This window comes from Pseudomonas sp. LBUM1663, assembly GCF_059695905.1.
Genome location: NZ_CP166792.1, coordinates 3,859,637 through 3,880,216, shown reverse-complemented (window position 1 = coordinate 3,880,216; position 20,580 = coordinate 3,859,637). Strand labels below are relative to the sequence as shown.

Sequence of the window (20,580 nt, the reverse complement as noted above, 5' to 3'; positions counted from 1 at the left end):
TCGCACCAATCCCTGCCCGTCGACTCCATCACCAGCGAAACATTGGCAGCGGCTTGAGCGGGGAACGCAGGAACTGCCGTGCGGTTTGCCGGAGCAGCATCCCGTGAAAGCCATGATTGGGCAGCGCCGCCTTCACCGTTTTGATGTAGGCCCGTGGCAGGCCGAACGTCAGCAGGCCGAGCGACACATCAATGATATCGGCGCGCCGGAAGGGCTCGACGCTGAGCGCATGGTCGGCACCGTAGGGCCGCACTTTGTGGTGTTCCAGGATCAGCGCCGTCACTTCGCCGTTCAAGTGCGAGCGTTGCCGCTTGGCGAGGTAGTCGCTGGCCAGGCGCACCGAGGGCTCCAGGTAATCAATGGTTTGATCGGTCCAGATACCCAGGTCGTGAAACGCCCCGGCGATCTGCACGGCTTCGGATGGCAGGCCTTCAATGCCGCTGATCGCGCGGTAGAAGTTCAACACCCGGTAAATGTGATTGCGATAACCCGACAAATCGCTACCGATCGCCAGTGCGTAGGACGTCAGTATTTCGTCGGTAACGGGGAATTCGAGAAGGGGGTTCATCGGTTCGGACCTCAGGCGTCGCGCAACAGGTCATTAGCGTTGAGGATCTCGAAGGCGATCTCCGGGCGTTTCTCCAGGCTGCGGCGAATCGCGGCCGGGATCGACTGGCGGGTCTTGCGGCACAAGCCCGGCAACTCGCCGAGGGTGATGCCGATGCCGCGCATGGTACGTACTTCGTTGAAGCTGGGGATGATGTCCACGCGGATGCCCAGTTGTGCGTACATGCGGTTTTGCAAGCGTTCGAGGTCAGCCAGGCTTTGCAAATTTTCCAGACGATCGAGCAGACGCTTTTCTTCCTGTCGGGTCAGAAACAGGATGCGCACGTCCGCGCCCGGTGTTTCCAGCAACGGGTCTCGCCCGCAGATGCAGGCGCCGGGCGGGCAGGGTGAGCGAATCGGAGCAGAGGTCGTCATGGGCTTTAATCATAGAGCGCCCCAGGCGAATCGTCAGTCGGAAATATCGGTCACCGGGATGATCTGTTCGCCATCGGGCTGAGTGCCGGTCACGGTTTTCTTTTCCCGACGATCATTGATCCAGTTGTCCACCTGGGCGCCGAACTCGGCCGGGGCTTTACGTCCGACCCTGCGGGCAAGGTCGAGAATGGTCTGCTGGGCGAGGGCGTCTTCCATGCGTTGCTGCGCGGTCATCATGACGGCGTGAACCGAGCAATGACCTTCCACTGCCCACGTCGGCGGGGAACCCTCAAACAGCGCGCAACGCCCACGGATATCACGGCAATCGAAGATCAGCTTCTGGCCATCGATGGCGTTGACGATGTCCAGCACGCTGATTTCGTCCGCCGGCCGCGCCAGCTTGAACCCGCCGCGCACGCCCTCGGTCGCGACCACCAGTTTTGCCTTGGCCAGCTTGGTGAAGATTTTCGCCAGGTAGTCCAGCGGCACGCCTTGCAGCTCAGCGAGGTCGCGCACGCTTGCCTCACGGCTGTCGCCGTAATCGCCCACCAGAAAAAGCAGGCAGTGAATGCCGTACTCAACGCCTGCGCTGTAGAGAGACATGGTTATCTCCGACTGAATGAGTCGCCAATGTTACCAGCCGATGATCAGGGGCGCAACGAAGCATCGGGATGGTATTGATCGTCTAACTGTACCGTGCCGCTTATAGGTAGAAGCTTGCGTCTGGATTATCGAGGTAGCTGTATTTGTGATGATAACCATCGATAGAAGGTCATTGCGCCTTGTAACTCGGATCACTATAGTCGCCGTTGTCAGCTCGGCAACGAGTTCGGTCTTTGGTCTTCTTCGGAGTTAAAACAATGAAACAGCACATTCTGGTCATCGGCGCAGGTTTCGGTGGCATGTGGACGGCATTGAGCGCCACGCGCCTGTTGGACATCCATGATCACAACCACGTAGAAGTCACGGTACTGGCGCCTCAGGCCGAGCTGCGGGTGCGTCCGCGCTTCTACGAGCCGAATGCTCATCAACTGGCGGCACCCCTCGGCGATCTGTTCGATGCCGTCGGTGTGAACTTCATCAAAGGCGCCGCAGAAACCATCGACGTGCAGCAAAAAAGCGTCGGCTACACCGATGCGTCGGGTGCCAGACAGGTGTGCAGCTACGACAAACTCGTTCTGGCTACCGGCAGCGGTCTCGCGCTGCCGAACACTCCGGGCGTGGCCCAACACGCCTTTGACGTGGATCAGATCGAACAAGCGGTACGCCTGGAAAACCATCTGAAATCCCTGGCAAACCTGCCGCAAAGCAAAGCGCGCAACACCGTCGTGGTCGCCGGCGGCGGCTTTACCGGGATTGAAACGGCGACTGAAATGCCGGCGCGTCTGCGGGCCATCCTCGGCGAGGACGCTGACATTGAAGTGATCATCGTCGATCGCGGTGAAAAAGTTGGGGCGTCCATGGGCAGCGAAATCAGCCAGTCGATCGCCGAAGCCAGCACTGAGCTGGGCGTGAAATGGCGCTTGAAGTCGTCGGTCGTTGCCGTCGATGAAAACGGTGTGACCCTGGCCGATGGCCAACGCATCGACGCCAAGACCGTGGTCTGGACCACCGGTGTGCGGGCCAGCTCGCTGACCGAGCAGATCCCGGCCGAACGCGATCACCTCGGTCGCCTGCACGTCGACGCGCATCTGAAAGTCATTGGCCAGGACGACATTTTCGCCACCGGCGATGTGGCTTACGCCGCCACGGATGACATCGGCAACTACGCCCTGATGACCTGCCAACACGCGATCTCGCTGGGGCGTCATGCCGGCAACAACGTCGCTGCGCAAATTTTGGGTGTGGACCCGAAGGCGTACAGTCAGCCCAAGTACGTCACCTGTCTGGATCTGGGTGCGTGGGGCGCGGTTTACACCGAGGGCTGGGATCGCCAGGTCAAACTGGTCAAGCAGGAAGGCAAGTCGCTCAAGACCCAGATCAACACGGTGTGGATTTACCCGCCGGCCGCTGACCGCGCTACAGCGCTGGCGGCTGCGGATCCGATGATTCCGGTTGTTGCCTGAGAAGCGGGCGTCTCAATAAGACTGCCTGCGTGAAAAAATCCCACTCAAGTCACCTTGGGCGGGATTTTTTTATTCAGGTGCGGAAGGCTTGCCGGCCTACCAGCAACCACTTGCCGGACTTCTTTTGCCAGATCTGGAAGTTTTCGATTTCAGTCGGGACCAGCTCGGTACCCTTGATCGCCTGTGCCGAAAAATGATGGCGAACCAGCGCTACATCACCCGAGACGGTGATGGTCTGGTTCTGCATTTCCAGAGTTTTGAAAGCGCTCTTGCCCGTTTCGATCGGCGATGAAGTCTTTCTTGTCCTGGACCTTAATTGAATAGTGGCAAAACGACGAGGCAAGACTTCTATGGGCTGATAGAAGTCTTGCCGGGTAAAGGGAAGGGGGTTTGGATTACAGCTTCAGGCCAGCATCGACAACAGGGCACCTTGACGGTCCAGTTTGGCCAGGTCGTCGAAACCTCCGACATGGGTGTCACCGATGAATATCTGCGGCACGCTGCGACGACCGCTGCGGGTGAGCATTTCCTGGAATTTTCCGGGGGCCGATTGAACATTGATCTCCTGGATGGCGATGCCTTTGCTGGCCAGCAGCGCCTTGGCATTGCGGCAATAAGGGCAGGTGTCGGTGGTGTAAAGCGTCACAGTGTTCATGGGGTGTACTCCTCGGGTCAGACATCCGCCTCAAGCATCGATGGCAGGGAAGTCGATGTCGGTCAGGGCCAGGTTGTTGAGGTAGTTGGTCAGCGTCTGCGATGCAATGTGGGCGACCACCTCGATGATCTTGGCGTCGCTGATGCCGGCTGCACGGGCGGCTGCAATCTGTTCGTTGCTCAGGTGGCCGCGACTTTCGGTGATTTGCTGGGCCAGCGTGGCAAACGCATTGAGTTGACCGTGTCGAGCACTGACGATGTCTTGTGCGGACAGCCCGGCCTTGCCGGCAAACAGGGTGTGCGCCGCCAGGCAATAGTCGCAACCATTGACCTGCGAGGTGGCCAGGAAGATGGCTTCTTTTTCAGGGGCGCTCAGGGATGTTTTGCCCAAGGCCACCGACTGTTGCAGATAGGCCGACAGCACGGCGGGGGCATGGGCCAGCGTCTTGAAGACGTTGGGCAAGAAGCCGATTTTTTTCTGCACGCCTTCCAGCAGCGGGCGAGTGGTGTCGGTGGCGTGTTCAAGGCTCAGGGGGGCGATGCGGCTCATGGTGATGCTCCGTCGATTCAGGCGCGGTATGCGCTGGGTACGGGGTCCATGCTAGGGATGAATGCTGGCCTTGAGGGTGCAAATCGTCGAGGATATGCGACAGATCGTCCAGATTTGTTCGCGGGGAGTCGTTCCATGGATCGCTTGTCCACCTTGCTCACGCATTTCGGTGTCAGTGCCGGCACCTTCCACAGTGGCGATTTTTGCGGCGTCACGGCCTTTGATGGCGAACAGGCCACTGGGCACCTGCATTTGCTTCAGGCCGGCGAACTGACGCTCAAACTGGCTGATGAGCGAGTCCTGCAACTCAATGAACCGACGTTGATTTTCTTCCCGCGTCCTTATCGTCATCGGTTGTTCGCCAGCGAAGCGTCAGGCACTCAGTTGGTGTGCGCATCTCTGGAGTTCGACGGTGGGGCGGGCAACGCTCTGGCGGCCGCGCTGCCTGAATACCTGGTGCTCAAACTCGACAGCATCCCGACCATGGCCGGCACGCTGGACTGGCTGTTCAGCGAGGCGTTCGGCGGCATTTGTGGTCGCGAAGCGATGATGGATCGGCTGTTCGAACTGCTGGTGATTCAGTTGTTGCGGCACATCCTGACCAGTCGTGACCAGACGCCCGGGATGATGGCCGGTCTCGCCGACCCACGTCTGGCGAGACCCTTGAGCCTGATGCACGACTCGCCCGGCAAGGCCTGGACCGTGGCCGAACTGTCGGCGGCGGCCAACATGTCCCGGGCCAGTTTCGCCGACTACTTTCGCTCGGTGGTGGGGCAGACGCCGGTCGACTATCTGGTCAGCTGGCGGATCAGCCTGGCGCAAAAACGCTTGCGTGAAGGCAAGTCCATCGCGCTGATCGCCGATGAAGTCGGCTACGAAAGCCCTTCGGCGCTGGCCCGGGCGTTCCGGCGCAAAACCGGCAGCAGCCCGCGTGAGTGGGTGCAAGAGGCAAAACGCCCGCGGTGACCCTCCGGCCGGTTGAACACAATCCCTGTGGGCGTGAGATAGACTCATCTACGGGCACCGTCCGTGGGAGTGACACCTGTGGCGCAATCCAAATGGACTCACTGATCACCGCCGCCGCGCACGCACTCGCGGCGGGTGATCCCCTCGGTGCGCTGAACCGGGTTGCCTTGCGCGACGATGCACCTGCGCTGGCGCTTCGCGGCATCGCCATGGCGCAGTTGGGTGATCTGGTCCGGGCCAAGGCATTGGTGCGCAGCGCGGCACGCGCCTTCGGTGCGAAAGCGCCTGTGGCCCGTGCGCGGTGCGTGGTGGCCGAGGCCGAAATCGCCCTGGCTTCACGGGATCTCGGCTGGCCGGTAAAGGCGCTCGAAGCGGCGCGAGTGACCTTGCAGACGCATGGCGATGGCGCGAATGCAGCTCACGCGCGGTATTTGCAGGTTCGACGTTTGTTGTTGATCGGGTCTCTCGATGAGGTCGAAGCGCTGCTCGCCGAGCTTGATCCTGCGCGGCTGCCGCCGGCATTGCGCGCCGTTCATGAGCTGGTGGTGGCAGGGATCGCCCTGCGGCGACTCGAGACAAGAAAGGCGCGGTCCGCGCTCGAAAGGGCCGAACGCGCCGCGTCAGACGCCGGTATCCCGGCGCTCACTGCTGAGGTTGAACACGCCGTTCAAGTCCTCGACACGCCCGCTGCGCGACTGATTGCACGGGGTGAAGAGCACCCCCTGCGGCTGGATGAGGTGGAAGCGCTGCTGAGTTCACCGTCCCTGGTAGTGGACGCGTGCCGATACGGCGTGCGCGGCGCGGGGATGTCGGTGTCCCTGGCCAAACGCCCGGTGTTGTTCGCCCTCGTGCGGGCGTTGGCCGAAGCCTGGCCCGCAGACGTGTCGAGGGAAACTCTGATCACCCAGGCCTTTCGCTTGAAGCTCACCGATGAATCCCATCGCGCAAGGCTGCGCGTCGAAATCGGTCGGCTTCGCACAGCGCTGAAGCCTCTGGCCGGTGTCAGTGCGACGAAGCGTGGGTTTGCGCTGCAACCACAGATCGCTGACCACGTTGTGGTGCTGGCGTGGCCTGTCGAAGAGCCGCAGGCGGCGCTGCTCGCCTTCTTGGCCGACGGCGAATCGTGGTCGAGTTCGGCGCTCGCCCTGGCGCTGAAGGCCAGTCAGCGCACGGTGCAACGGGCTCTCGATTCGCTGGCAACCGCCGGCAAAGTGCAGTCGTTTGGTCGCGGGCGCGCCCGGTGCTGGATGACGCCGCCGCTACCGGGATTCGCGACGACTTTGTTACTCACAGCTTGGGTGCCGGGTGACTAGGATCCATCCCACCACCCAATGAAGAGGATGCAACCATGAAGCAATCATCTGCCGAGATCATCCGCGAATACGGACCCTTTCCGGGCGTCGACACCGTGCATGGTGTTTCTTATGACGGTGAGCATGTCTGGTTCGCCTCCGGAGAAAAACTCAACGCCCTCGACCCGGCAAGCGGTAAGGCACTTCGTTCCATCGATGTCGCCGCGCATGCGGGAACAGCCTTTGACGGCCGGCACCTGTTCCAGATCGCCGAGGATCGCATTCAGAAGATCGATCCTTCGAATGGCCGTGTGCTCGCGACCATTCCGGCGCCCGGCGGCGGTGGCGACTCAGGGCTCGCCTGGGCTGAAGGCACGCTTTGGGTGGGCCAATATCGCGAACGCAAGATCCATCAGATCGACCCTGATACCGGCAAGATTCTTCGCACGATCGAGTCCAACCGTTTCGTCACCGGGGTGACCTGGGTTGAAGGCGCGCTGTGGCACGGCACCTGGGAAGAAGAGGAAAGTGAATTGCGGCGAGTAGATCCGAACACCGGGGAGGTGCTGCAAAGTGTCACGCTGCCAGCCGGTGTCGGTGTGTCAGGGCTTGAATCCGATGGCGCGGACCGGTTTTTCTGTGGAGGGGGCAATAGCGGGAAGGTGAGGGCCGTTCGTCGGCCCGCCTCATCCTAAAACGTGAACTGACGCGAAGACCGGGGTGCGCTCTGGGCCAATTCGATCTCCAGCAGGTGTTCAACCAACACGTCATTGAGGAACCGGAACTGATCGTTGAGCCCGACCACTTCATTGTTGAAGTGGTTCGCGGCGGCTGGTATCAGCAATGCCTCGAAGTTTTTGTCGAACACCAGTGACAGCTCTTTGCGAGAGACGAATGGCTGCGAATAGAAGTTGTTGCCGAACACCGGGAAGCTTACTGAAAGGCTGATGGCGTGGATCATGATCTGCGCTCCTCGGCGAGGACAATGTAAGAAAAGACAGTCAGCGTAATGGCCGTCAGGGCCAGGCAGGTCAGCAGATGGATCAACATGATTTTCCCCTCCGGTGTGGGCTTTTGCCTTGGGATGGGTCGATCCTGCGCCTGGCGTTTTTTTAGCGGAAGGCAATCGTCGCGATGGTGATTATCGACGCCGTTGATAGCGGATTTTTTGGTGTTCTGGAGGGCCTCATCGCGGGCAAGCCCGCTCCCACAGTGTTCTTTGGTGAAACACAGATGTTGAAACAACGCTAATCCCTGTGGGAGCGGGCTTGCCCGCGATGAGGCCCTTAAAGTCGCTACCAACCCCAAGCGAACAATTACCGCCACCTATACTCAAATAAACAGGCCTTTGAACACCGGACATACCGTTCGGGGAGCACTGTAGGAACCGCGATCTTGAACCTGCGTTCGCTGATCGTCGCCGTGATGGTGGTGTTGGCGGGATGCGCCACGCCTGTGCGTGCCCCGGTGGTGGCGCCGATCGTGGTGGTCTCCGAGAGCACCTGGCGCCAGGTGGACCAGGAGATTGTCGCCGCGTCGCAGTCCGCCACCGAGCAGACCAAAATCTACGCCCGCGGCGCCATGGATTACTGGCGAACGCGAGTCTACCAACTGACCGAAGAGAACTTCATTCCCTGGTTCAGCAGTTACTGGACCCAGGAATGGCTGTCCATGAAAGTCAGCTGGTACACCCTCAGCGCCAAGGGCGAGCAGGATGCCTCGGCCAAGCGCCTGGCGGCCTACCTGCTGGAGCAATACCAGGAGCGCGTGCTGGCGCCGGTCGCGGTAGAGATCGATCCCGACGCAATCCTCGGCCTGGCAACCGCCTTCTACGTGGACATTGTTCAGGAAGAACTGCAGCGAATCTCTCAACGCCACGGCGTGCCGATGGCCCAGCTCAATGGCCGCATCCAGAAAATCCCCGCGATAGCACTGGGGCCGCCGCCTGCGCGCGATGCGTCGCTGTATCAGGTCGTGCACACCCAACCGCTGAATACGTTGCCGGCCTACGCGGCGTTGATCGAGAAGATCCACAAGGCAGGTGGCGACAAGGGCGTCGGGTCGACCGACACGGCGATGGCGCCCGTGGCCAAGCGCGCTAGCCAACGGATGGAAGCCGAAATGGCCCCTCGAGGCGCTGCCAGTGCCGTAGCGGCGGCGGCCGGCAAACTCGCCGGGGGCTTGATAACGGTGGGGGTCGCGGGGATCCGCGCGATGATTCAGGCCGCCGACCGGCCGGACAGCGAGGCGCTGATTCGCAGCAGCCTGGGCAATACGTTCGACAAGGCCTGGATGAAACTGGTGCAGAACCCGACCACCGGCGTCATGGCGGGAACGCTGTACATGGCGGCGCAGATCGAGGGCGACCTGGCGGGGAGCGCTGACGTACCGTCGGTCAGTTCGGGCGGCGGCGCTGTCGATTGGAGCCCGACAGAATCGACTAACCAGCAGACCGCTCCATAACCGAAGGAGAAACACCATGTCCTACGTTGATGGCTTCCTCGCTGCCGTGCCCACCGCCAACCGCGAAAAACTCAAGAAACACGCCGAAACCGCCGCGGTCATTTTCAAGGAATGCGGCGCGCTCAGCGTCACTGAATGCTGGGGCGACGATGTGCCGGACGGCAAGGTGACCTCGTTTCCCATGGCAGTGAAACTCAAGGAGGGCGAAACCGTGGTGTTCAGCTGGATCATCTGGCCAGACAAGGCCACCCGTACCGCGGGCATGGACACACTCATGCACGATCCCCGGATGCAGCCGGACGTCAATCCGATGCCCTTCGATGGTCAGCGCCTGGTCTTTGGTGGTTTTGAAGTGATCGTGAAGGCCTGATCCCGACGAAAGGATCACTCCGGCGACGGGGTGATCCTGCAACTTTTGCGGTTGCGGATCTCACTGTCCGTCGGCCGCTCCCTGACGAACTCGAAGCGCGGCTCACCTTCGCTATAGTGAACCAGCCAGCCCCATTCCAGCTCGGACTCATCCTGCCCTGGTTTCGGCGGCATTGCCCACCATGGCTCTTTGCTGATGATCTGTCGCATGGCCCCCTCCCTTTGATTCGGTTGGTTCAACTATAACGTGCATGTCAGGAGCTGCCAGGCATGACTGAAGAATCCCGTGAACCGTTCAAGCGGCTGTTTTTCGCGTTCAATTGCCCGCCGGAGCAACGCAAGGCCATTGCCCAATGGCGCAGCGCCCTTGAGCTGCGCAGTGGGCGTTCTGTGCCGGCGGAAAACTTTCACCTGACGTTGTTGTTTTTGGGGGCTGTCGGCGTGGCGCAGATTGGCGAGATCTGCACGGCGGCCGCGAAGGTTCACGTGCCAGGTGCTCCGCTGAGGCTGGCGCTGGATCGAATGGAGGTCTGGCGCAAGTCAGGGGTGTTGGTGCTGGCGCCGGAGCAGGCGCCGCCGGAGTTGTTGCGTCTGGTGTATGCGCTGGAACAGGCAATGTTACCGTTCGGGTTTGAGGAGGCGTCGAAGGCGTTTCGGCCGCACTTGACGTTGATGCGTGATTATCGAATGCCGGTGCCTGAGTCCGCGACGCCGCCTGAATTCTTTCTGCGTGCTGATCGCTTTGTCTTGTTTGAATCCCACAAAGGACGGTATCGGGCGCTGGCCGAATGGCCGCTGGGCCCCGCATAAAAAAAGGCGCCCGAGGAGGGCGCCTAAATTCACCTTAACCGAGGAAGCCAGGTGAGGCCGTTCTGCTGCAGGGAGCGTGCAGCGGTGGTAAGGCGCTGCGTGAACGGAAATCGAGAGATCACCCCATATTTTGGGTCAATGCTGTGTCCCTGTAGGAGCGAGGCTTGCCCGCGAAGAGGCCGTCACATTCAACATTGTTGGTGACTGAAACATCGCTTTCGCGGGCAAGCCTCGCTCCTACGGGCGCGGGCGCAATTATTTCCCGAGCTTCACCCGCGTCCAGCCCCGGGTCATTACCCGCTGAACGCCGATCGGCATATCCGGAATCGCATAAAGCGTCGCCATCACCGCTTGCGGCGGATACGACCCCGGATCATCCCGGATCGCCTCATCCACCAGCGGCGTGGCCGCCGCATTGGCGTTGCTGTAACCGATGTTGTTGGTGATCTCGGCGATGATGTCCGGGCGCATGAGGAAGTTCATGAACAGGTAGGCGTTCTCCACGTTCGCCGCGTCCTTGGGGATCGCGACCATGTCGTAGAAGCTGCCGGCCCCTTCTTTGGGAATGCTGTAATCGATCTTTACTTTGTCGCCCGCTTCCTGAGCGCGCGCCTTGGCTTGCAGCACGTCCCCGGAGTAACCGACCGCGACGCAGATGTTGCCGTTGGCCAGGTCGGAGATGTATTTCGACGAATGGAAATACGCCACCGACGGCCGAATTTTCATGAACAGCGCTTCGGCTTCGGCGATCTGAGCCTTGTCCTGGGAATTCACCGGGTACCCCAGGTAGTGCAGGGCTGCCGGGAGCATCTCGGTAGGCGAGTCGAGGAAGCTGATGCCGCAGGCTTTCAGTTTTTCCGCGTTTTCCGGTTTGAACAGTAAGTCCCAGGAGTTGGTCGGTGCATTGGCGCCGAGCACTTCCTTGACCTTGGCCGGGTTGAAGCCGATGCCGATCGAGCCCCACATGTACGGGAAGGCGTGGCCATTATCCGGGTCGCTCGCGGAGGCGTTTTTCAGCAGCACCGGGTTGAGGTTTTTCCAGTTCGACAGCTTCGACTTGTCCAGTTCCTGATAGACACCGGCCTTGATCTGCTTGGCCAGGAAACTGTTGGACGGCACCACGATGTCGTAGCCGGACTTGCCGGCGAGCAGCCGTGCCTCAAGGGTTTCATTGCTGTCGAACACATCGTAGGTCACGCGGATGCCGGTCTCGTCTTCGAACTTCTTGACCGTGTCCGGGGCGATGTAATCCGACCAGTTGTAGACGCGCAGAACCTTGTCATTGGCCTGGGCAACGGTGGCAATCGCGCCCAATAAGGACAGTGTCAGCAGAGTCCTGCCAAACATTTTCATCGGTACAACTCCATTCTTTTTCATTCAAAATCACACAGCAGAAATGCAGTGAAGACAAAACCCTGTGCAGCAAACACAAAACCTGTTGAGTAAACAAAAATCCTGTGGCGAGGGAGCTTGCTCCCGCTTGAGTGCGCAGCACTCACAAAATTGGCAGGGTTGCCAGAAATCTCGGGGTCGCTTCGCAACCCAGCGCGAGCAAGCTCGCTCGCCACAGGATGAGGTTCACTTACCTCATCAGCAACGGCACTACGCCGTCGCTTCCACCATTCGCTTTTCAGGTTGCTGCCACGATTCGCTCGCGGTCTGGTCCATCGCTTCCTGGATCGCACGTTTGCGGGTGGCTTCGGCGCGGCGGCTGAAGTACCAGACCATGAAGGTCACGATCGACACGGCCAACAGAATCAGACTCGCCACGGCGTTGATCTCAGGCTTCACCCCCAGACGCACGGCCGAGAACACTTCCATCGGCAACGTCGTCGACCCCGGCCCCGAGACAAAACTCGCCAACACCAGGTCATCCAGCGACAGGGCAAACGACATCATGCCGCCGGCCGCCAGAGACGGCGCGATCATCGGAATGGTGATCAGGAAAAACACCTTGAACGGCTTCGCCCCAAGGTCCATCGCCGCTTCTTCGATGGACAAATCCAGCTCACGCAAACGCGCCGAGACCACCACCGCGACATACGCCGCACAGAACGTGGTGTGGGCGATCCAGATCGTGACAATGCCGCGTTCCATCGGCCAGCCGATCAACTGCGCCATCGCCACGAACAGCAGCAACAGCGACAGACCGGTGATGACTTCCGGCATCACCAGCGGCGCAGTCACCAGACCGCCAAACAAGGTGCGACCCTTAAAGCGCGTGACGCGAGTCAGCACGAATGCCGCCAACGTCCCCAGCGCCACCGCCGCAATCGCCGTGTAGCAGGCGATTTCCAGCGAGCGCACCACCGAGCCCATCAGTTGCGTGTTGTCGAGCAGACCGGCGTACCACTTGAACGACCAGCCGCCCCAGACCGTCACCAGTTTGGAAGCGTTGAACGAGTAGATCACCAGAATCAACATCGGCAGGTAGATAAACGACAGGCCGAAAATCAGCATGAACTTTGAAAATCCGAAGCGTTTCATCCCCGTGCCTCCATCTCTTTGGCCTGACTGCGGTTGAACAGCAGAATCGGCACAATCAGGATCAACAGCATCACTACCGCCAGGGCAGATGCCACGGGCCAGTCGCGGTTATTGAAGAACTCTTGCCACAGCACGCGACCGATCATCAGTGTCTCAGGGCCGCCCAGCAGCTCCGGAATCACGAACTCACCGACCACCGGAATGAACACCAGCATGCAGCCTGCGATGATCCCGTTCTTGGCCAGCGGCACGGTGATTTTCCAGAAGTTGTTGAAGTTGCTCGAACCCAGATCCGACGCCGCTTCCAACAGGCTTTGATCGTGCTTGACCAGGTTGGCGTACAGCGGCAGCACCATGAACGGCAAGTAGGCGTAAACCACACCGATATAAACAGCCGTGTTGGTGTTGAGGATCTCGATGGGGTGATCCGTCAGCCCGGTCCACATCAAAAACCCGTTGAGCAAACCGTTGTTGCTGAGGATGCCCATCCACGCGTAGACGCGGATCAGGATCGCGGTCCAGGTCGGCATCATGATCAGCAACAGCAAAACGTTTTGCGTTTCCTTGCTGGCCTTGGTGATGGCGTAGGCCATCGGAAAACCGATCACCAGGCACATCAACGTACTTAAAAACGCGACCTTCAACGAACCGAAGTAGGCCGAGATGTACAGCTCATCCTGAGTCAGCAGCGAGTAGTTGCCGATGTTCAGCAGCAGCTGGAATTTCTGCTCGGCGAAGGTGTAGATCTCGGAGTAAGGAGGAATGGCCAGCGCCGCTTCCGAGAAGCTGATCTTCATCACCAGGAAGAATGGCAGCATGAAGAACAGGAACAGCCATAGGAACGGAATCCCGATGACGAGCTTTCGACCACTCGGCATCAGCCGCATGAACTGCTGATTGAGTGTTTTCATGAGCGCAGTACCACGCCACTGTCGTCTTCCCACCACACGTAGACTTTGTCGTCCCAGGTCGGCCGCGCGCCACGGCGTTCGGCGTTGGCCATGAACGATTGCACCACTTTGCCGCCAGGCAACTCCACGTAGAACACCGAGTGACCGCCGAGGTAGGCGATGTCATGCACCTTGCCTTGGGACCAGTTGTAGCGAGTGTCCGGCTTGAGGGTGCTCACCAGCATTTTTTCCGGGCGGATCGCGTAGGTGATCGACTTGTCCTGCACCGAGGTGCTGACGCCGTGACCGACGTAAATCTTCTGTTCCAGGTCCGGGCTGTGAATGATCGCGTGACCCTCAAGGTCTTCCACCACCGTGCCTTCGAAGGCGTTCACGTTGCCGATGAACTCGCAGACCATGCGGCTGACCGGTGCTTCATAAATGTCGACCGGGCTGCCGATCTGCGCGATCCAGCCCAGGTGCATGATCGCGATGCGCTCAGCCATGGTCATGGCCTCTTCCTGGTCGTGGGTCACCATCACGCAGGTCACGCCGACCCGCTCGATGATTTCAACCAGCTCCAGTTGCATCTGCGAACGCAGCTTTTTATCCAGTGCGCCCATCGGTTCGTCGAGCAGCAACAGCTTCGGACGTTTGGCCAGGGAGCGGGCGAGGGCCACGCGCTGACGCTGACCACCGGACAATTGATGGGGTTTGCGTTTGGCGTACTGGGTCATGTGCACCAGACGCAGCATCTCTTCAACGCGGGCGTCGATTTCGCTGGCGGGCAAACGGTCCTGCTTCAAGCCGAAGGCAATGTTCTGCGCCACTGTCATGTGCGGGAACAAGGCGTATGACTGGAACATCATGTTGATCGGCCGTTCATACGGCGGCATGTCGGTGATGTCGACACCGTCGAGGAAAATCCGGCCATCGGTCGGGCGCTCGAAGCCTGCGAGCATGCGCAGCAGGGTCGATTTTCCGGAGCCGGAACCGCCGAGCAGGGCGAAGATTTCGCCTTGATGGATCTCAAGCGAGACATCATCCACCGCGGTGGTTTCGTCGAATTTCTTGGTGACGCGGTCGACTTTCACCAGCACCTTTTTCGGTGCCTGGTGACCTTCAAGAGCCTTCCTGTAGATGCTGGAGGCGTTTGCCATGTGAAACTCCCAACAGGTTTCAGTCGTCGGGCCAACGCGGCCTGACTTAAGAGTGGATTGCTAGCCCGGAGCGGGCGATGCCAGTGAATCCAGCAGTGGTCACCTGTGGGAGCTAGCCCGCTAGCGATGGCGGTGTGTCAGTCGACATCAATGTGACTGGGCCGCCCTCATCGCTAGCAGGCTAGCTCCCACAGGGGGTATTGCGTTTGCTTCACTGGCATCGCCCGGCCCGGGCTTATTCGGCGCCGCCATCCTGGCTGCCTGGGTCGTACTTGTTGTTATCGCAGTGTGTTGTCGCAAGTCACGGACGCGCTAAGGCACGCCCGCCTGACTCGCGGGGGCAGTAAAGGGTTGTTTTAAGTCAGCGGGTTTTACGCAACGCGGCCCGTCGCCGGCACGCATCACCGAACGCCTGGAAAATGCTCAAGTAGGGCGGATTCGACAGGACCTGCCATTCCGGGTGCCATTGCACACCGACGGCAAACGCCTGGCTGTGTTCCACCGAAATCGCCTCGATCAAACCGTCCGGCGCAATCGCTTCGGCGCGCAGGCCTGGTGCGAGGCGGTCGATGCCCTGGCTGTGAATCGAATTGACCCTGAACTCGGTCGGCAACTCCAGCGCTTCGAACACGCCACCCGGTTGCACCGTCACCGCATGCGCCGGGGCGTATTGCACCGCCAGCTCGGGGCTGTCCGCTTCGCGGTGATCGAGCATGCCCGGCAGTTCGTGCACCTTCTGGTGCAGGCTGCCGCCGAACGCCACGTTCATTTCCTGAAAGCCTCGGCAGATGCCGAGCACCGGCACGCCCGCCGCAATGGCTGCTCGCAATAAAGGAAGGGTAGTGGCGTCCCGCGCCGGATCGTGATCCGTGCCGGGGGCACTGGCCGGGCCTTGATAGTGGAAGGGTTCCACATTCGAGGGAGAGCCGGTCAGCAGCAGACCGTCGAGATGCGCGAGCACATCCTCGATTTCAGTCAATTCGCCTAGGGATGGTATGACCACAGGCAGCCCCAAAGCCGCGACGCTGACAGCACGCAAGTACTTGTCGCCGCTGATGTGGTAGGGGTGCAGGCCAATCTGTTTGACGCACGCTGTAACGCCGATCAATGGCTTGAATGCCATTTTTATCACCTCGAAGTTTCACACTTGAACGAGCTTTTCCGGAGCTTAGCCTTGTTGATTTTAATTAACAACTCTCATGTAAAAAATTCTAAACGCCGATCGTCCGATCCTCAGGATTTACGCGGTGCTCAAGACTGATCTGGCACTCTCGCCCCCCAAAAAGGCCCGAAAATAAAGGTTGAAAGGCCAAGTGTTCGCTATTGACTTCACTTTGCCTTTCGGATTGACTGGGCTCGCAACAAGGTAGTGAACATAATATTTAACAGCTAAATAGGTGCAAAATGTCGGTCCCTCTGCGTACCGTTCAACTCAACGAAGCAAACGCATTCCTTAAGAAATATCCTGAGGTTTTGTACGTCGACCTTCTGATTGCGGATATGAACGGTGTGGTGCGCGGCAAGCGCATCGAGCGCACCAGTCTTCATAAGGTTTACGAAAAAGGCATCAACCTCCCGGCGTCTCTGTTTGCCCTGGACATCAACGGCTCCACGGTGGAAAGCACCGGCCTGGGTCTGGACATCGGCGACTCTGACCGAATCTGCTTCCCCATCCCAGGCACCCTGAGCATCGAGCCGTGGCAGAAGCGCCCAACGGCGCAATTGCTGATGACCATGCACGAACTGGAAGGCGAGGCGTTCTTCGCTGACCCGCGTGAAGTGCTGGCCAATGTGGTGCGCAAGTTCGACGAACTTGGCCTGACTATCTGCGCCGCGTTCGAACTCGAGTTCTACCTGATCGACCAGGACAACGTGAACGGTCGTCCGCAGTCGCCGCGTTCGCCGGTCTCGGGCAAGCGTCCGGTGTCGACCCAGGTGTACCTGATCGACGACCTCGACGAATACGTCGACTGCCTGCAAGACATCCTCGAAGGCGCGAAAGAGCAGGGCATTCCTGCTGACGCCATCGTCAAGGAAAGCGCCCCGGCGCAGTTCGAAGTGAACCTGCATCACGTCAACGACCCTATAAAGGCCTGCGACTACGCCGTGTTGCTCAAGCGTTTGGTGAAAAACATCGCCTACGACCACGAGATGGACACCACGTTTATGGCCAAGCCGTATCCGGGCCAGGCGGGCAACGGTTTGCACGTGCACATTTCGATTCTCGACAAAGAAGGCAACAACATCTTTGCCAGCGAGGATCCCGAGCAGAACGCCGCGCTGCGACACGCGATCGGCGGTGTGCTCGAGACCCTGCCGGCGCAGATGGCCTTCCTGTGCCCGAACGTCAACTCGTACCGCCGTTTCGGCGCGCAGTTCTACGTGCCGAACTCGCCTAGCTGGGGCATCGACAACCGTACCGTTGCCGTGCGAGTGCCGACCGGTTCCCCGGACTCGGTGCGCATCGAACACCGCGTGGCGGGCGCCGATGCCAACCCGTATCTGTTGATGGCGTCGGTTTTGGCCGGTATTCACCACGGCCTGACCAACCAGATCGAACCGGGCGCCCCGGTGGAAGGCAACAGCTACGAGCAGAACGAGCAGAGCCTGCCGAACAACCTGCGCGATGCATTACGCGAACTGGACGACAGCGAAGTCATGGCCAAATACATCGACCCGCTGTACATCGACGTATTCGTGGCGTGCAAGGAAAGCGAGCTGGCCGAGTTCGAGAATTCCATCTCGGACCTTGAGTACAACTGGTATCTGCATACCGTTTAACGGGCTGACACTAAACCTGTGGCGAGGGAGCTTGCTCCCGCTGGACTGCGCAGCAGTCCCCTTCTTTTTAGGTAGAAAGAGGGGTCGCTTCGCGACCCAGCGGGAGCAAGCTCCCTCGCCACAGGTTGCTCATCGCTCATGCCAGCAGTTAACACGATCAACTATTCCTCTGCGTCGAGTCACAACCATGACAAACACTCGCAGCGACTGGGAACAACGCTTCCAGTCCCTCACTATCGAAGGCCGCGCATTCATCGACGGCCAGTACTGTCCGGCACTCAGCGGCGACAGCTTTGAATGCATGAGCCCGGTCGACGGTCGCTTCCTGGCTAATGTCGCCAGCACCGACGAAGCCGACGCCAATGCCGCCGTTGCCGTCGCGCGCCGCACCTTCGAGTCCGGTATCTGGGCCAACCTTGCCCCGGCCGAGCGCAAGCGCATCCTGATCCGCTTCGCCGACCTGATCCTGGCCAACCAGGAAGAGCTCGCCCTGCTCGAAACCCTCGACATGGGCAAACCAATCAACGATTCGATGAACATCGACATCCCGGCGACCGCCAACGCGATCCGCTGGAGCGCCGAGGCTATCGACAAGATTTACGATGAAGTCGCCGCCACGCCGCACGACCAACTCGGCCTCATCACCCGCGAACCTGCGGGCGTGGTCGCCGCCATCGTGCCGTGGAACTTCCCGTTGATCATGGCCAGTTGGAAGTTCGCCCCGGCACTCGCGGCCGGCAACTCGTTCATCCTCAAGCCTTCGGAAAAGTCGCCACTGACCGCCATCCGCATCGCGCAATTGGCGCTGGACGCGGGCATCCCCAAAGGCGTGTTCAACGTCCTGCCAGGTTACGGTCACACCGTCGGCAAGGCGTTGGCGTTGCACATGGACGTCGATGTGCTGGCTTTCACCGGCTCGACCGCGATTGCCAAGCAATTGCTGATCTACGCCGGGCAAAGCAACATGAAACGCGTCTGGCTCGAAGCAGGCGGGAAAAGTCCAAACGTGGTGTTCGCCGACGCGCCGGATTTGCGCGCGGCAGCACAAGCGGCGGCCGGCGCGATTGCCTTCAACCAGGGCGAAGTCTGCACCGCCGGTTCGCGTTTGCTGGTGGAACGTTCGATCCGCGAGCAGTTCATTCCGCTGCTGGTGGAAGCGCTGCAAGCCTGGAAACCAGGCCACGCGCTTGACCCGGAAACCACCGTCGGCGCGGTCGTCGATCAGCGTCAACTGGACAACGTATTGCGTTACATCCAGGTCGGCAAAGACCAGGGCGCGCAACTGATCGCGGGCGGCAGCCGTACCCTCGAAGCCACCGGCGGCCTGTACGTGGAGCCGGCAATTTTCGACGGCGTGACCAACGCCATGACCATCGCCCGGGAAGAAATCTTCGGGCCGGTTTTGTCGCTGATTACCTTCGACACCGCGGAAGAAGCCCTGGCCATCGCCAACGACAGCATCTTCGGCCTGGCCGCCGGTGTGTGGACCAGCAACCTGAGCAAGGCCCACACCTTCGCCCGTGGCTTGCGCGCCGGCAGTGTCTGGGTCAACCAGTACGATGGCGGCGACATGACCGCGCCGTTCGGCGGGTACAAGCAGTCGGGTAACGGTCGGGACAAATCGCTGCACGCGTTCGACAAATACACCGAACTCAAAGCGACCTGGATCAAGCTCTAATACCTATAAAAAAGCGACGGTCGCCGGCACGCTGCCGGTGGCCATCGGAGAAATCTATGAAACAAACAACACATGTAAACAGCTACTACGCCGCCACCCGCAACTTTACCGGTGACTTCCCCATCCTGGAACAAGCCGTGGACTGCGACGTCTGCATCATTGGCGCCGGTTACACCGGTTTGTCCTCGGCCCTTTTCCTCTGCGAAGCGGGCTACAGCGTGACTGTGCTAGAAGCCGCCAAAGTCGGTTTCGGCGCCAGCGGTCGCAACGGCGGCCAACTGGTCAACTCCTACAGCCGCGATGTCGATGTCATCGAAGAACGTTACGGCGACAAGACCGCTGAAGTCCTCGGCAGCATGATCTTCGAAGGCGCCGACATCATCCGCCAGCGCATACAGCACTACGACATCCAGTGCGACTACAAGCCGGGCGGCATCTTCGCCGCGCTGAACAAAAAGCAGCTCAAAGGCCTGGCCGAGCAGAAAAGCAGCTGGGAACGCTACGGCAACAAAAACCTTAAAATGCTCGACGCGGCGGACATCAAGCGCGAAGTCGGTTGCGACAACTACGTCGGCGGCCTGCTCGACATGCAGGGCGGCCACATCCACCCGCTGAACCTGGCCCTCGGCGAAGCCTCGGCCATCATCGGCCTCGGCGGTAAAATCTACGAGCAATCGGCAGCGGTGGAAATCACCTACGGCGAACCGATCACCGTGCGCACCGCCAAAGGCGTCGTGCGCGCCAAGTACCTGCTGATCGCTGGCAACGCCTATCTGCCGCAAGACCTCGACAACCGGGTCACACGTAAAAGCATGCCGTGCGGCTCGCAAATCGTCGTCACTGAACCGTTGTCGGAAAAGGTTGCGCGCAGCCTGATCAAAAACAACTACTGCGTCGAAGACTGCAACTACTTGCTCGACTACTACCGCCTCACCGCCGACAACCGCCTGCTGTACGGTGGCGGCGTGGTCTACGGCGCCCGCGAACCGGACGACATCGAGCAACTGATCAAGCCGAAAATCCTCAAGACCTTCCCGCAACTCAAGGACGTGAAGATCGACTACCGCTGGACCGGCAACTTCCTGCTGACCATGTCGCGCATGCCGCAATTCGGCCGCATCGAGAAAAACGCTTACTACATGCAAGGCTACAGCGGCCACGGCGTCACCTGCTCGCACCTGGCCGGCAAACTGATCTCGGAAATGATCCGCGGCGACGCCGAACGTTTCGACGCGTTCGCCTCGCTCCCGCACATGCCCATGCTCGGCGGCCGCACCTTCCAGGCGCCACTCACCGCCATGGGCGCCGCGTATTACGCGCTGCGCGATCGGTTCGGGATCTAAGCCCCGCGCAGAAACCTGTGGGAGCGAGCCTGCTCGCGATGACGGCGGCACATCCAACATTGATGTCGCCTGACACACCGCCATCGCGGC

General features: G+C 60.2%; 23 protein-coding genes and 1 pseudogene. 10 read left to right on the top strand and 14 right to left on the bottom strand.

Annotated features, from left to right (window positions below):
- Nucleotides 1–28: 28 nt before the first annotated feature.
- The 3 genes from ACA075_RS17725 to ACA075_RS17715 are packed head-to-tail and all read right to left on the bottom strand — an operon-like array spanning nt 29 to nt 1,584.
- Complete coding sequence (locus tag ACA075_RS17725; RefSeq protein WP_497294230.1) at nt 29–568, bottom strand: HD domain-containing protein; 540 nt, start codon at nt 566–568, stop codon at nt 29–31.
- A gap of 11 nt (nt 569–579) precedes the next feature.
- Nucleotides 580–981 carry a hypothetical protein gene (locus ACA075_RS17720; protein ID WP_497294229.1) on the bottom strand — a complete coding sequence of 134 codons (402 nt, stop codon included), beginning with the start codon at nt 979–981 and terminating at the stop codon, nt 580–582.
- Between the two features lie 33 nt (nt 982–1,014).
- Nucleotides 1,015–1,584: an RrF2 family transcriptional regulator gene (locus ACA075_RS17715; RefSeq protein ID WP_497294228.1), complete on the bottom strand. Its 570-nt coding sequence runs from the start codon at nt 1,582–1,584 to the stop codon at nt 1,015–1,017.
- Nucleotides 1,585–1,841: 257 nt separating this feature from the next.
- Between ACA075_RS17715 and ACA075_RS17710 the strand changes: the two genes are divergently transcribed.
- Complete coding sequence (locus ACA075_RS17710) at nt 1,842–3,047, top strand: NAD(P)/FAD-dependent oxidoreductase (RefSeq protein WP_497294226.1); 1,206 nt, start codon at nt 1,842–1,844, stop codon at nt 3,045–3,047.
- A 73-nt stretch (nt 3,048–3,120) separates the two neighbouring features.
- Here the strand turns inward: ACA075_RS17710 and ACA075_RS17705 are convergent.
- The 3 genes and pseudogenes from ACA075_RS17705 to ACA075_RS17695 all read right to left on the bottom strand — a co-directional run.
- A pseudogene (locus tag ACA075_RS17705) lies at nt 3,121–3,373 on the bottom strand (nuclear transport factor 2 family protein); the annotation flags it as partial.
- A 77-nt stretch (nt 3,374–3,450) separates the two neighbouring features.
- Nucleotides 3,451–3,702: a glutaredoxin 3 gene (gene grxC, locus ACA075_RS17700; protein ID WP_497294225.1), complete on the bottom strand. Its 252-nt coding sequence runs from the start codon at nt 3,700–3,702 to the stop codon at nt 3,451–3,453.
- A 30-nt stretch (nt 3,703–3,732) separates the two neighbouring features.
- The gene (locus tag ACA075_RS17695) at nt 3,733–4,251 is read right to left on the bottom strand and encodes a carboxymuconolactone decarboxylase family protein (RefSeq protein WP_497294223.1); all 519 of its coding nucleotides are present in this window, start codon (nt 4,249–4,251) and stop codon (nt 3,733–3,735) included.
- Nucleotides 4,252–4,386: 135 nt separating this feature from the next.
- On the opposite strand from ACA075_RS17695, the gene ACA075_RS17690 reads away from it, so the two are divergent.
- The 3 genes from ACA075_RS17690 to ACA075_RS17680 all read left to right on the top strand — a co-directional run bounded on the left by ACA075_RS17690 (nt 4,387) and on the right by ACA075_RS17680 (nt 7,204).
- A complete protein-coding gene (locus tag ACA075_RS17690) occupies nt 4,387–5,217 on the top strand; it encodes an AraC family transcriptional regulator (protein WP_497294221.1) in 831 nt (276 codons plus the stop codon).
- 92 nt (nt 5,218–5,309) lie between these two features.
- Nucleotides 5,310–6,530: a helix-turn-helix domain-containing protein gene (locus ACA075_RS17685; RefSeq protein ID WP_497294219.1), complete on the top strand. Its 1,221-nt coding sequence runs from the start codon at nt 5,310–5,312 to the stop codon at nt 6,528–6,530.
- Between the two features lie 35 nt (nt 6,531–6,565).
- The gene (locus ACA075_RS17680) at nt 6,566–7,204 is read left to right on the top strand and encodes a Vgb family protein (protein ID WP_497294218.1); all 639 of its coding nucleotides are present in this window, start codon (nt 6,566–6,568) and stop codon (nt 7,202–7,204) included.
- Here the strand turns inward: ACA075_RS17680 and ACA075_RS17675 are convergent.
- Complete coding sequence (locus tag ACA075_RS17675; protein ID WP_094471833.1) at nt 7,201–7,470, bottom strand: hypothetical protein; 270 nt, start codon at nt 7,468–7,470, stop codon at nt 7,201–7,203. The genes ACA075_RS17680 and ACA075_RS17675 overlap by 4 nt on opposite strands.
- The gene (locus ACA075_RS17670; RefSeq protein WP_497294216.1) at nt 7,467–7,754 is read right to left on the bottom strand and encodes a hypothetical protein; all 288 of its coding nucleotides are present in this window, start codon (nt 7,752–7,754) and stop codon (nt 7,467–7,469) included. The genes ACA075_RS17675 and ACA075_RS17670 overlap by 4 nt, the downstream gene beginning before the upstream one ends.
- Before the next feature lie 150 nt (nt 7,755–7,904).
- Between ACA075_RS17670 and ACA075_RS17665 the strand changes: the two genes are divergently transcribed.
- Nucleotides 7,905–8,972 (top strand): hypothetical protein, encoded by a 1,068-nt coding sequence (locus ACA075_RS17665; protein ID WP_497294215.1) that lies wholly within the window; start codon nt 7,905–7,907, stop codon nt 8,970–8,972.
- Between the two features lie 16 nt (nt 8,973–8,988).
- Nucleotides 8,989–9,342, top strand: coding sequence for a DUF1428 domain-containing protein (locus tag ACA075_RS17660; RefSeq protein WP_497294214.1), 354 nt, complete (start codon nt 8,989–8,991; stop codon nt 9,340–9,342).
- A gap of 14 nt (nt 9,343–9,356) precedes the next feature.
- Here ACA075_RS17660 and ACA075_RS17655 read toward each other — a convergent pair whose 3' ends face one another.
- Complete coding sequence (locus ACA075_RS17655; protein ID WP_010455448.1) at nt 9,357–9,551, bottom strand: hypothetical protein; 195 nt, start codon at nt 9,549–9,551, stop codon at nt 9,357–9,359.
- 60 nt (nt 9,552–9,611) lie between these two features.
- Here ACA075_RS17655 and thpR point away from each other — a divergent pair, with 60 nt between their 5' ends.
- On the top strand, nt 9,612–10,151 hold the full coding sequence (gene thpR / locus ACA075_RS17650) for an RNA 2',3'-cyclic phosphodiesterase (RefSeq protein WP_497294213.1): 540 nt from the start codon (nt 9,612–9,614) through the stop codon (nt 10,149–10,151).
- Between the two features lie 255 nt (nt 10,152–10,406).
- Here the strand turns inward: thpR and ACA075_RS17645 are convergent, their stop codons facing one another.
- The 5 genes from ACA075_RS17645 to ACA075_RS17625 all read right to left on the bottom strand — a co-directional run bounded on the left by ACA075_RS17645 (nt 10,407) and on the right by ACA075_RS17625 (nt 15,811).
- Complete coding sequence (locus ACA075_RS17645) at nt 10,407–11,504, bottom strand: polyamine ABC transporter substrate-binding protein (protein WP_497294211.1); 1,098 nt, start codon at nt 11,502–11,504, stop codon at nt 10,407–10,409.
- 249 nt (nt 11,505–11,753) lie between these two features.
- A complete protein-coding gene (locus tag ACA075_RS17640) occupies nt 11,754–12,638 on the bottom strand; it encodes an ABC transporter permease subunit (RefSeq protein ID WP_497294209.1) in 885 nt (294 codons plus the stop codon).
- A complete protein-coding gene (locus ACA075_RS17635; protein ID WP_497299286.1) occupies nt 12,635–13,516 on the bottom strand; it encodes an ABC transporter permease subunit in 882 nt (293 codons plus the stop codon). The genes ACA075_RS17640 and ACA075_RS17635 overlap by 4 nt, the downstream gene beginning before the upstream one ends.
- A gap of 29 nt (nt 13,517–13,545) precedes the next feature.
- A complete protein-coding gene (locus ACA075_RS17630) occupies nt 13,546–14,688 on the bottom strand; it encodes an ABC transporter ATP-binding protein (protein ID WP_497294207.1) in 1,143 nt (380 codons plus the stop codon).
- A gap of 361 nt (nt 14,689–15,049) precedes the next feature.
- A complete protein-coding gene (locus ACA075_RS17625) occupies nt 15,050–15,811 on the bottom strand; it encodes a gamma-glutamyl-gamma-aminobutyrate hydrolase family protein (protein ID WP_497294205.1) in 762 nt (253 codons plus the stop codon).
- A gap of 281 nt (nt 15,812–16,092) precedes the next feature.
- Here ACA075_RS17625 and ACA075_RS17620 point away from each other — a divergent pair, with 281 nt between their 5' ends.
- The 3 genes from ACA075_RS17620 to ACA075_RS17610 all read left to right on the top strand — a co-directional run bounded on the left by ACA075_RS17620 (nt 16,093) and on the right by ACA075_RS17610 (nt 20,490).
- Nucleotides 16,093–17,469: a glutamine synthetase family protein gene (locus ACA075_RS17620; RefSeq protein WP_497294203.1), complete on the top strand. Its 1,377-nt coding sequence runs from the start codon at nt 16,093–16,095 to the stop codon at nt 17,467–17,469.
- A gap of 187 nt (nt 17,470–17,656) precedes the next feature.
- Complete coding sequence (locus ACA075_RS17615; protein ID WP_497294201.1) at nt 17,657–19,147, top strand: aldehyde dehydrogenase; 1,491 nt, start codon at nt 17,657–17,659, stop codon at nt 19,145–19,147.
- A 56-nt stretch (nt 19,148–19,203) separates the two neighbouring features.
- Nucleotides 19,204–20,490, top strand: a complete 1,287-nt coding sequence (locus ACA075_RS17610; RefSeq protein WP_497294199.1) for an NAD(P)/FAD-dependent oxidoreductase — start codon at nt 19,204–19,206, stop codon at nt 20,488–20,490.
- Nucleotides 20,491–20,580: the final 90 nt, after the last annotated feature.